Origin of the sequence: Bordetella sp. BOR01 (genome assembly GCF_019218885.1) — a bacterium.
GTDB lineage: Bacteria > Pseudomonadota > Gammaproteobacteria > Burkholderiales > Burkholderiaceae_B > Bordetella_A.
Window position 1 is genome coordinate 783,849 of sequence record NZ_JAHUWT010000002.1, and the last position, 11,616, is coordinate 795,464.

An 11,616-nucleotide genomic window follows, 5' to 3' on the forward strand; every position below is an offset into this window, starting at 1 on the left:
ACGATATGCATTCCCCCTCAAGCCAGGCCGCGCTGCCTGCCTTTCTGGACGTGGGTTATTCGTTCGAATCGGCCGGGCGTACGATTTCGGAAGCCGACATTGTCCAGTTCGCCGGCCTGTCGGGTGACTTCAACCGCCTGCATGTCGATGCCGAGTACGCGAAGTCCACGCGCTTCGGGCAGCGTATTGCACACGGCCTGCTCGTCTTGTCGGTGCTGTCCGGCCTGACGACCCAGACCGTGGCATACCGGGGGCTGGAGCCCTACGTGATGGCACTGATCGACCTCAATTGCCGCTTTCCCAAGCCCACCTTCATCGGCGACACGGTCCACGCGCGGGTCACCGTGGCCGATTGCGTGGCCGATGCCAAGCCCGGGCGCGTCAAAGTCGTGTTCCGGCGCGAGGCCGTAAACCAGCGCGGCGAAGTCGTGGTGCAGGCCGACTTCGCCATGCTGATGCGCCAACCCGGAGCCGCCGCATGAAACCCTTTGCCGATCTTGCCCGCTTCATCAATCCCGTCAACGTGGCGGTGGTGGGCGCATCCGGCCGGCCGTCGAGCCAGGGCGGCCGCCTGTACGAGAACCTGGTGCACCATTCGCGTATCCAGGGCAAGGTGTATGCCGTCAACCCTGCTTACACCCAAATTGGCGATGCGCCTTGTTGGCCATCGGTACGCGAACTGCCCGACGACGCTATCGATGTTGCGCTGGTCATCGTCAACGCCACGCGCGTGCTGGATACCCTGCGCCAATGCGCCGAGCGCAAGATTCCCTACGCCATCGTCATGTCGTCGGGCTTTTCCGAAGCCGGCGAGGCCGGCCGCGCCCTGGAGCAGGACATCGCGCAGCTGTGCCGCGATACCGGCCTGCATGTCTACGGACCCAATTGCCCGGGGTTCGTCAATGTGCGCGATCGCGTCGGCATGACGTTTTCGCCTGCTTTCAGGCACGACCTGAACGCCGGCAGCATCGGGCTGGCCACCCAGGGCGGGGGGCTGGGGCGCAATCTGCTGCAGGGCCTTGCCCATGGCGAAGGCGTGGGGCTGTGGTTTTCCGCCGGCAACGAGGTCGACCTGGAAATTCCCGATTTCGTCGCCTGCATGGCGCAGGACCCGCAGATCAAGGTGATCGGGCTGTTGATGGAAGGCATCAAAGATGGCCGCCGCCTGACCGTCGCGCTGGAAATGGCGCGTCAACGCGGCAAGCCCGTCGTGGTGCTGAAGATTGGGCACTCCGAGGCCGGTATCCGGGCGGCGCAGTCGCATACCGCCTCGATTGCCGGCAGCGCTGCGATCAACAGCGCGGTATTCCGGCAGTTCGGTGCCATCGAGGTCGACGACCTGGACCAGTTGCTGGCCGTGGCCCGGCTGCTTGCGCTGGGGTCGCCCAAGCCTGGCACCGGCTTGGGCATCTACACCTTTTCAGGCGGCACTGCGGCACTGACCACCGATATCGCGGGCATGGCAAACCTGCCCATGGCGGTGTTCACCGACCAGACCAATGCCAAGCTGAAGTCGCTGCTGCCCGATTTCGCCAATATCGCCAATCCGGTCGATACCACCGCCGATATCCTGCGCGACCAGGATGCCGCCAACGAGTGCCTGCGGGTGATCTGCAATGATCCCAATGTCGGCGCCGTGCTGTTCCCCATTCCCATGGATTACGGCGAAGTCACCGACGGTATCGCACAATCCATCATCGAAGTATCGAAGTCCGCCCCCGTGCCTATCATCCCGGTGTGGATGAGCCGCCGCATGGGCGGCGGTTTCCAGTTGCTGGAGCAGCATGGGCTGCAACCGTTCTTGTCGGTGTCAGGCGCGATCGCCGCCTTGTCGCGCATCTGGCCGCCGTCCGGCAAGCCATCCGCAGCGGCAAGCGCACACCAGCCCACCGTCGCCGGGGCAAGTGTTCCCGCGGGCCACGCCTGCGGCAGGCAGCAAACCAGCGAGGCGCAGGCCAAGGCGCTGCTGCGGCAAGCGGGCTTGCCGATGCCTCGCAACGAGATCGCCACCAGCGCCCGGCAGGCCGCTGCCGCCGCGGCGGGCCTGGGTTTCCCGGTGGTCATGAAGATCGTCAGCCCCGACATTGCCCACAAGACCGAGTGCGGCGGAGTGCGCCTGGACATCAATTCCGAGGCCGCTGCCGCCGCGGCGTTCGACAGTATTCGCGCCGCGGTGCAGCAGGCCGCTCCCCATGCCCGCATCGATGGCGTGCTGGTAGAGGCCATGCTGCCTGCCGGCGGGCATGAGGTCCTGGTGGGCGTGCACCGAGACACTGCGTTCGGCCTGGTCTTGACGTTCGGGCTGGGTGGCATCTTCGTGGAAACCCTGCGCGATGCGGCCCACCGGCTGATCCCGCTGCAGCGGCAGGATGCGCACGACCTGATACGCGAAATCCGCAATGCCGCGATCCTGCAAGGCGTGCGGGGGCAGCCGCCCGGCGATCTTTCGGCGCTGGAAGACCTGATCCTGAAGGTGTCCGCATTCGCCGAAAGCCATGCCGATACGCTGCTTGAACTGGAACTCAACCCGGTATGGGTAGGGCCGGCCGGCCAGGGTGCTGTGCCGCTGGATGCGCTGATCGCGACTTCGGCCAGCGTTGAACAACCCATTGCCACCGCAAAGGAATCCACCGTATGACCATCCGCACGACCATCGGGTACGCCACCACGCAAGACATCTTCGTGCGTGGCCAGAACCTGTCGACCGAGATCATTCCCAACGCCGATTTTGTCGACATGGCCTGCCTGTGCATTCTTGGGCGATATCCCGAGCCGCGCTTCAAGCGCATGATGAACGTCATCCTGGTGACTTCCTGCGACCATGGGTTCACGCCCATCTCGATGGCGGGCCGCCTGACTTTCCTGGGGGCCCCCGAGTCGCTGCAGGGAGCGGTGGCCGCGGGCTTGCTGGGGGCGGGCGACAGATACCTGGGCGTCACCCAGAACGTGGCGCAGATGCTGTCCGATGAAACCCATGGCCTGGCAGACGACAGTCCGCCAGACCAGTTCGAGGCGCGGGCACGCGACCTGCTGACCCGTTATGCGGCGCAGAAAAAGCGCATCGCCGGGGTGGGGCATCCCATTCATGTCGATGGCGACCCGCGTGTCCAGGCGCTGCGCACCGTGTCGCGCGATAACGGCTACTACGGCAGGCACTGGAAGCTGCTCGATGCCATTGCCGGCGTCAATCAGGCCGCCTTCGGCAAGCTCCTGCCGATCAACGGCGCCGGCGCGATGGGTGCCATTGCCGCCGAGATGGGGCTGGACCCCAAGGCCGCGCGCGGGCTGGCGCTGGTGGGCCGCACCGCAGGCCTGATCGCGCACATTATCGAAGAGGCAAACACCCCCGTGGCGCCCAATATGTGGAAGCTGGTGCTGGATGCGGAGCAGACCGGCAAATGAGCACCGTGCGCGAGATGCCGATGAATTTCTTGTTGTCGCCCGACCAGGTCGAATTGCAGGATGCCCTGCGCCGCTATCTGCGTACCGAGGTCGCTCCCATTGTCGATACGTATGAAGCCGAGTCGCGCATGGTGCCCGGCGAGATCGTTCGCGCCATGCGCGACTTCGGGCTGCTGGGTGGCTTGCTGCCCGAGGCCAGTGGGGGATTCGCGCTGCCCATGACCACCTACGGCATGCTGATCGCCGAAGTCGCCCGGGTATGGCCGTCGTTGCGCAGTATCGTCAGCACCAGCAACCTGGCCGCCTCGGTGCTTGCCGATGGCGGTTCGCCCGCCCTGAAAGATAAATATCTGCCCCGCATCCTCAGCGGCGAGGCCATCGCCAGTTTCGCGCTCAGCGAACCCAACATCGGCTCGGACGCCGCGAATATCGAGACGCGCGCCACCGCCACCGCCAAGGGTTGGAAAGTCAGTGGCCGCAAGCTCTATATCAGCCTGGGGCCGGTGTGCGAACTGGGGGTGGTGTTCGTGCGCACCGGCGAGGCTGGCAAGCGGCAGGTATCGTGCCTGCTGTTCGAGCGGGACATGCCGGGATTCTCGGCCAGCCCTATCCCCAAGATGGGTATGCACAGCTGCCCGCTGGGAGAACTGCTGTTTGACGAGGTGGATATCCCGCGCGGCAATCTTGTCGGCCAGGAAGGCGCCGGGTTCTCGCTGGCCAAGAAGTACCTGAACATCGGCCGCTGCGTGGTGGCGTTCTCGGCGCTGGGCATTGCCGAGGCCGCCTGCGAGGCCGCGGTGCGCTATGCCGGCGAACGCGTCCAGTTCGGCAAGCCGATCGCCAGTTTCCAGCTGGTGCAGCATATGATTGCAGACATGCTGACGCTGGTGGAGACTTCCCGCCTGATCTGCTATCGGGCTGCTTGCGCGCTCGACCAGAATGCTGCGGATAGCCAGATGTTGTGCTCGATGGCCAAGCGCTACGCCACCGATGCCGTCTTGCGGGTGGCCGAGTTATCGATGCAGGTGCACGGCGGCGCGGGCTACACGGCCCTGTTCCCGGTCGAGCGTTATTATCGCGACGCACGCCACCTGAGCATTGCGGAAGGCACGAACCAGATCCAGTCGCTATTGATTGCACAGGCGGTGCTGGGCGTCTCGGCCTTGAAGTAGCCAAGGGCAGTCCAGGCATGCCGCTATCCGAACTGTGAATTTCACCCGCCAACCACTCGATATCTATGCCCCAGATTCTTCCGACCGCGCAACGTGTGCTCCAGGTGTTCGAGGCCTACGCCAGAGAGCGGCGGCCATTGAGCAATTCCGAGATGGCCCGCTTGCTCGGGCTGGCGGACAGCAGTTGTTCCGACCTGCTTTATACGCTTCGGCAAGCCGGCTATCTGCTGCGGGCGCCCAAGACCCGATTCTTCCACCCCACGGCGCGGCTGCTCGATGTGGCCAAGGACATCGCCGCAGCCGACCCCATGCAGATATTCGCTTCCGAGGCGCTCGAGATTCTCAGCCGGCAATCGGGCGAGTCGTCGATGTGCGCGCACCTGGACGGCAATCGCGTGCAGATATTCGCGTGCCAGGAAAGCCCGCGGGCATTGCGATACGTGCTCAAGCCCGGCACCATCGTAGACGTGCACACGTCGGCTTTGGGCAAGGCCTTGCTGGGCAGCCTCGATGACAAGGCACGCGACGCGCTCATCGATAGCCTTGCCATGACGCCCGTAACCGGCAAGAGCATCGTCGACAAGGCCGTACTGCGCGAACAGATCCTGCAGGCGCGCGACAAGAAGTACTTCTACACCAGAGACGAAGGCAACGAAGGCGTCTTCGCGATCGGCATTGCCGGAAGAGTGGGCGGGCAGCTGACCGCGATGTCGCTGGTGGGGCCGACCTCGCGCATGGAGAAGAACTTCGATGCCAATGTCGAGATCCTGCTCAAGGCCAGGGTCGAGTTTTTCGAGTCCTGACAACCATCGATCATCCAGAGGGAAACATGCCGGGACCATTGAACGGATTGCGGGTATTGGAATTGGCAGGAATAGGGCCAGGCCCGTTTTGCGCCATGATGCTTGCCGACCTGGGGGCGGAAGTGATCCGCGTCGATCGCAAGGCCGCCGGCTTCCTGGGGGGCGGCGGAACCATTGTGGACCGGGGGCGCCGGTCTATTGCGCTGGATATCAAGCAGCCGGGCGCAACCGACATCGTGTTGGACCTGGCCGATTCTGCCGACGTGCTGATCGAGGGCTTTCGTCCCGGTGTCATGGAAAAGCTGGGCCTGGGGCCCGAGGTCTGCCTGGGGCGCAATCCCCGGCTGGTCTACGGGCGCATGACAGGCTGGGGGCAGGCCGGGCCGCTGGCTCATGCGGCTGGCCACGACCTGAATTACATCGCCGTGACGGGCGCATTGCACGCCATGGGGCATGCCGACCGGCCGCCCGCGCCACCCTTGCATTTGCTGGGCGACTTGGGCGGCGGGGGGATGATGCTGGCGCTGGGAGTCGTGTCTGCCGTGTTCGAGGCCCGCCAGAGCGGCAGGGGGCAAGTGGTCGACGCCGCCATCTGCGACGGCGTTTCCGCCCTGGCCACGGCCTATCACGGGATGCTGGCCAACGGCAAATGGAGCCTGCGCCGCCAAGAGAATATGCTCGACGGCGGCGCGCCATTCTATGGTTGCTATGCCTGCGCCGACGGCAAATTCGTTTCCATCGGCGCTATCGAGCCGCAGTTCTATGCGCTGCTTCTTCAGCTATGCGATATCCGCGATCCCGATTTCCAGGCGCAATGGGACCGCGCGCAATGGCCGGAACTGCGAGCCAAGCTGGAAAAGTTGTTCGCCGGGAAAACGCGCGACGAATGGTGCGAGTTGCTTGAAGGCACGGACGCCTGCTTCGCTCCTGTGCTTGACTTCGACGAAGCCCGCGCCCACCCGCATTACCGCGCCAGGAACGGCTTTGTGCAAACCGACGGCATTACGCATCCCGCGCCCGCGCCGCGCTTTAGCCGCACGCAGGGCGTGCCGGGGCCGATTTCCCAGCCTGGGCAGCACACCGAGGCATTGCTGGCCGAGTTGGGCCGATCCGCCGAAGATATCGTCCGCCTTCGGCAATCGGGCACGATTGCCTGAATGCACGGCAAGCGCCCTGCGCGACGCAAGGAGAAAACATGCAGGCAGCAAGCAAGCTTTACCAGGCCATCCAGTACGTGGTGGCTGACAACGTCGCCACGCTGACCCTGAACCGGCCGGCGCAGCGCAATGCGCTGGACCAAGTGATGCGCGCAGAACTGGGCGAGGTCGTGGCGGCCATCCGGCGCGACCGCGGCATCAAGGTATTGGTCATCCAGGGCGCGGGCGGTGCGTTTTGCGCCGGCGGCGATATCAGCACCATGATGTCGGACACCGCCGCCGACGGGGCGCGCGACCGGATGCTGAATCTGCAGATCATCATCGCAGACCTGCTCAACCTGGATCGCCCGGTCATCGCGGTGGTGGATGGTCCGGCCTATGGCGCGGGCGTGGGCCTGGCCCTGACTGCCGACCTGCTGCTGGCCTCGCCACGGGCCCGCTTCTGCCTGTCGTTCCTGAGGCTGGGCGCGGTGCCCGATTGCGGCGTGTTTTACACCTTGCCGCGCATTGTCGGCCTGCAGCGTGCCAAAGAGCTTGCCTTTTCGACCCGGGAATTCGGCGCTGAAGAAGCCCGCAAGATGGGCATCGTGTTCGAGATCCATGCCGAATCGCAGGTTCACCAGCGGGCCCAGGCCCTGGCAGCCAGCATGAGCCAGCTTCCCCTGACGGCCCTGAGCCTTACCAAGCGCTTGTTCAATGCATCGCTCAACAGCGACCTGAACACCATGCTGGACCTGGAGGCCGCCGGGCAGGGCATCGCGCGCTCGACCGCCTACCATGGCGAAGCAGCGGCGCGGTTCATGCAGAAGCATCCGCCGCTATATCAATGGCCGGCGGCACCTGAAGCCGAATAGCCCGCCCCGGCTCCGCGCCTTGCCGCTGCTGCCCCTGCCGGGCGGCGATCTGGTCAAATAGCGGGTTATGCCTTTGTCCTTGTCCTGCCCCTGCTCCAGCCTGGCCCCTGTCCAGGCTGCCCTACTTGCCGCAGCAAGCGTGCGGTCCGGTCCATCCACGCCATGACCGCGCCCTACGACGTAGCCGTCATCGGCGCCGGCGCGGCCGGCATGATGTGCGCCGCGGTGGCCGGCCAGCGTGGCCTGCGGGTGGTGCTGGTCGACCATGCCGAACGCCTGGCCGAGAAAATCCGCATATCGGGGGGCGGGCGCTGCAACTTCACCAACGTGGGAACGGGGCCGGCCAATTTCCTGTCCGACAACCCGCATTTCTGCCGTTCGGCGCTGGCCGGCTACACGCCGCAAGATTTCCTGGCCCTGGTGCGCAGCCACCGCATTGCCTGGCATGAAAAGCACCGCGGGCAATTGTTCTGTGATGACAGCAGCGAGTCCATCATCCAGATGCTGCGCGCCGAGTGCGACGCGGGCAAGGTGCAGTGGCGCATGCCATGCCGGGTGGCCGAGGTGGGTCGCGACGCCATGGGCTATGTGCTGCGCACCAGCCAGGGCGAACTACGCGCCGCCAAGCTGGTCGTGGCCACTGGCGGCATGGCCATTCCCCAAATGGGCGCTACCGATTTCGGCCTGAAGCTGGCGCGCCAATTCGGCCTGAAAGTCATCGAGCCTCGGCCAGCCCTGGTGCCGCTGACTTTCGACCCCGTGCAATGGCGGCCATTTGCGGTGCTGTCGGGCGTGGCCCTGGAAGTTGCGCTCAGTACCAGTACTGGCGCTGGCCGTGCCCGCGGCGAATTCCTGGAAGACCTGCTGTTTACGCATCGCGGCCTGTCCGGTCCGGCGATCTTGCAGATTTCCAGCTATTGGCAGCCCGGCGAACCGATCGTGATCGACCTGGCCGCCGGCCGCGACCTGGCCGGCGAACTGATCGCCGCCAAGCCGGGCAACCGCCAGCAGCTGCATACCGTGCTGGGCGGGCTTTGGCCCCGCCGGCTGGCCGACCAGTGGCTGCAGGCGGCTGAGCACGGCGGGCAAGCCGGCTTGCCCGCGCTGCGCATGGCGGATGCGCCGGACAAGACCTTGCGCGTACTGGGGCAGGGCATCCATGAATGGCGGCTGGTGCCCAGCGGCACGGCAGGCTACAAGAAGGCCGAAGTCATGCGCGGCGGCGTGGATACGCGGGGCCTGGACCAGAAATCCATGCAGGCCCGCACGGTGCCGGGGCTCTACTTCATCGGCGAAGCGGTCGACGTCACCGGTTGGCTGGGCGGCTACAACTTCCAGTGGGCCTGGGCCTCGGGCATGGCCTGCGGCCGCGCACTGTAGAAAAACAAGCGGGGCACTCGGCGAGTTGGCGATACGGGCACGGGCCCCGTCCGGTTGTGATATTAAATAGAAATGACTATCATTTGAATTATCTTTTGTTTTTGTCCAACGTTTTTCCTATGGGAGAGCCGCGATGGTCCAGATCCAGCTCAGGTCCGCCGCCGCCGTGCCGCCTGCCGCTACCGAACCTTGCCTGGATGCGTGGCAGCGGGTGACGCTGCGCGGCAATCGTGCGCTGGCGCGCGGTGATGCCGCGGCCGCCCTGACGCAGTATCGCGCGGCCTTGAGCCTGGCCGACGCCTTGCCGGGCCGCGCCGCCGATGCCGATACGGCGGTCGCCGCGCTGGTGGTGTCGCACCACAATCTGGCCGAATTGCACCAGCGCGCCGAGCGCGCCGACGTGGCCGGCGCGCACGTTTGCCGGGCACACGAGTTGCTGCATGAAATGGCCGCCGATACCACGCTGGATCCAAGCTGGCGCGCAGCGGCGTGGCGTCACGGCCGCATGACTTATGTCGAGTTGATGCAGTTCCTGCGGCGGTATCCCGGCCACGATCGCGCCCGGCGCGCCGCCGAACTGCCCTGGACCGATGACGCCGAATCCCGGCACTGAACCCCTGGCGGGTCGTACCGATACCTTGAATTGCTCCCGCGGGAGTCCGAACAGGAGATTTGCATGCCCTATACCTTGCCCGATCTGCCCTATGCCTACGATGCGCTCGAGCCCCACATCGATGCGCAGACCATGGAAATCCACTACACCAAGCACCACCAGACCTACATCAACAATCTGAACGCCGCCCTGGACGGCGCCGGCCTGTCGTCCGACCAGCCTGTCGAAGAGCTGGTGGCGCGCATCGACACTTTGCCGGAATCGGTGCGCGGGCCGGTGCGCAACAATGGCGGCGGCCACGCCAACCACAGCCTGTTCTGGACCGTCATGTCGCCCAAGGGCGGCGGCCAGCCCCAAGGGCGCCTTGCGGCCGCCATCGATGCCGAACTGGGTGGCATCGAGGCATTTCGCGATGCCTTCACCAAGGCAGCGTTGACGCGCTTCGGTAGTGGCTGGGCCTGGCTGAGCGTCACCCCGCAGGGCAAACTGGCCGTCGAAAGCACCGCCAACCAGGATAGTCCGCTGATGCAGGGCAACACGCCCGTGCTGGGGCTGGACGTGTGGGAACACGCGTATTATTTGAAGTACCAGAACCGTCGGCCGGAATATATCGGCGCGTTCTTCAACGTGATCGACTGGGCCGAAGTGGCGCGTCGCCATGAGGCCGCCGCGGCCTGAGCCCTGTTGACAGGCCCAGGATGAATACCTTCAGCCGCCACCGTGTTCGCCCACAGGCCACCAGCATCAGCGTCTGGACGCTGACCGTATTGGTGGCCTGCCTGGGGGCGCACTCCTTGTGGGCCTATCTGGTGCCGCGCGCGCCGCATGTGGCCGATGCGCTGGCTGGCGGGCTGCTGGCCGCCGGGGCGACGGCCCTGGGCACCGTGCCGGTGATGTTCTCGCAGACTCTGCCCGAGAAAGTCCAGGACACCATGTTCGGCTTTGGCGCCGGCGTCATGCTGGCGGCGTGCGCATTCTCGCTGGTGGCGCCGGGCATCGTGGCTGCCGGAGGGCTGGGCCATGGGCCCTGGGGCGCTGGCCTGATCGTGGGCGCGGCGGTGTTGCTGGGCGCGGCAGTGCTGTTGCTGATGGACCGCCTGTTGCCGCACGAGCATTTCATCAAGGGCAAAGAGGGCATCGAAGTCCACCGGCTGCGCCGCACCTGGTTGTTCGTGTTCGCCATCGCGCTGCATAACCTGCCGGAAGGCCTGGCCATTGGCGTGGGCTATGTGGGCAACGACCCCGTGCAAGGCAGTGCGTTGGCCACGGGCATTGCCATCCAGGACGTGCCCGAGGGCCTGGTGGTATCGCTGGCGCTGTTGGCGGCCGGATACAGCCGTAGTTTTTCCGTGGCCCTGGGCATGCTGTCCGGGCTGGTCGAACCGGTGGGCGCGGTGCTGGGCGCCGTGGTGGTGGGCTGGTCGGCCGCCTTGCTGCCCTGGGGCCTGGGCTTCGCCGCGGGCGCCATGCTGTTCGTGATCAGCCATGAAATCATTCCCGAATCGCACCGCAAGGGGCACGAGGTATATGCCACTTGCGGGTTGATGATCGGTTTCGTGCTGATGATGCTGCTGGATACCGCGCTGGCATAGCCGCGGCACCGCTTGCCTAGTTTGGGTGCAGCACCTGCGCGGGAACGGCGTGCGACTTGGCCTGTCCGACCGACTGCTCGATGGCCGGCAGGCTATGGGCGATACCCTTGTGGCAATCGATGCAGGTTTCGTCTTGTTGCAGCCCTTGCTGGTGCATGCGCGCCGAACGCGGGCTTTGGCCGGTGTAGTCGAAGTAGCTGTAGTCGTGGCAGTTGCGGCATTCTTTTGAATTGTTGGCCTTCATGCGACGCCATTCGTTCTGGGCCAACTGCGCGCGCTTGGCTTCGAACTTCTGGGGAGTGTCGATGGTGCCCAGGAAATGATGCAGCAGCTCGTTCGACGCATACAGCTTGCGCATCATTTTGGGCCCCCATTCCTTGGGCACGTGGCAGTCGGAACACACCGCCCGCACTCCGGTACGGTTGGAATAGTGCACGGTGCTGCGGTATTCCTGGTAGACGTTCTGGTTCATTTCGTGGCACGAAATGCAGAAGGCTTCGGTGTTGGTCCATTCCATGACGGTATTGAAACCGCCCCAGAACAGGATGCCCAGTACGAAGGACACGCCCAGCCCGCTGAATACCAGGGCCCAGGCTCGTCGCGACAGGGTGCTAATCCACTTGATCGGGTTCATGCTGCACGC

At 65.2% G+C, this 11,616-nt stretch carries 12 protein-coding genes; 11 read left to right on the forward strand and 1 reads right to left on the reverse strand.

Going from position 1 to position 11,616, the window contains the following annotated elements:
* Positions 1–5 precede the first annotated feature (5 nt).
* From KW845_RS11455 to KW845_RS11505, 11 genes are all read left to right on the forward strand, one after another.
* Positions 6–482, forward strand: coding sequence for a MaoC/PaaZ C-terminal domain-containing protein (locus tag KW845_RS11455; RefSeq protein ID WP_218369339.1), 477 nt, complete (start codon positions 6–8; stop codon positions 480–482).
* Complete coding sequence (locus KW845_RS11460; RefSeq protein ID WP_218369340.1) at positions 479–2,638, forward strand: acetate--CoA ligase family protein; 2,160 nt, start codon at positions 479–481, stop codon at positions 2,636–2,638. Before KW845_RS11455 ends, KW845_RS11460 begins: the two co-directional genes overlap by 4 nt.
* Positions 2,635–3,402 (forward strand): citryl-CoA lyase, encoded by a 768-nt coding sequence (locus KW845_RS11465; RefSeq protein WP_218369341.1) that lies wholly within the window; start codon positions 2,635–2,637, stop codon positions 3,400–3,402. Before KW845_RS11460 ends, KW845_RS11465 begins: the two co-directional genes overlap by 4 nt.
* Complete coding sequence (locus KW845_RS11470) at positions 3,399–4,574, forward strand: acyl-CoA dehydrogenase family protein (protein WP_255592557.1); 1,176 nt, start codon at positions 3,399–3,401, stop codon at positions 4,572–4,574. The genes KW845_RS11465 and KW845_RS11470 overlap by 4 nt, the downstream gene beginning before the upstream one ends.
* A 65-nt stretch (positions 4,575–4,639) precedes the next feature.
* Positions 4,640–5,377, forward strand: a complete 738-nt coding sequence (locus tag KW845_RS11475) for an IclR family transcriptional regulator (RefSeq protein ID WP_218369342.1) — start codon at positions 4,640–4,642, stop codon at positions 5,375–5,377.
* Positions 5,378–5,403: 26 nt separating this feature from the next.
* The gene (locus KW845_RS11480; protein WP_218369343.1) at positions 5,404–6,534 is read left to right on the forward strand and encodes a CaiB/BaiF CoA-transferase family protein; all 1,131 of its coding nucleotides are present in this window, start codon (positions 5,404–5,406) and stop codon (positions 6,532–6,534) included.
* A gap of 38 nt (positions 6,535–6,572) precedes the next feature.
* Positions 6,573–7,388 (forward strand): enoyl-CoA hydratase/isomerase family protein, encoded by an 816-nt coding sequence (locus tag KW845_RS11485; protein ID WP_218369344.1) that lies wholly within the window; start codon positions 6,573–6,575, stop codon positions 7,386–7,388.
* A 162-nt stretch (positions 7,389–7,550) separates the two neighbouring features.
* Positions 7,551–8,768 (forward strand): NAD(P)/FAD-dependent oxidoreductase, encoded by a 1,218-nt coding sequence (locus tag KW845_RS11490; protein WP_218369345.1) that lies wholly within the window; start codon positions 7,551–7,553, stop codon positions 8,766–8,768.
* 133 nt (positions 8,769–8,901) lie between these two features.
* Complete coding sequence (locus tag KW845_RS11495; protein ID WP_218369346.1) at positions 8,902–9,381, forward strand: hypothetical protein; 480 nt, start codon at positions 8,902–8,904, stop codon at positions 9,379–9,381.
* Between the two features lie 63 nt (positions 9,382–9,444).
* A complete protein-coding gene (locus KW845_RS11500; protein ID WP_218369347.1) occupies positions 9,445–10,059 on the forward strand; it encodes a superoxide dismutase in 615 nt (204 codons plus the stop codon).
* 20 nt (positions 10,060–10,079) lie between these two features.
* Positions 10,080–10,973 (forward strand): ZIP family metal transporter, encoded by an 894-nt coding sequence (locus tag KW845_RS11505; RefSeq protein ID WP_218369348.1) that lies wholly within the window; start codon positions 10,080–10,082, stop codon positions 10,971–10,973.
* 16 nt (positions 10,974–10,989) lie between these two features.
* On the opposite strand, the gene KW845_RS11510 is transcribed toward KW845_RS11505, so the two are convergent.
* Positions 10,990–11,607, reverse strand: a complete 618-nt coding sequence (locus KW845_RS11510) for a NapC/NirT family cytochrome c (protein ID WP_218369349.1) — start codon at positions 11,605–11,607, stop codon at positions 10,990–10,992.
* Positions 11,608–11,616 lie beyond the last annotated feature (9 nt).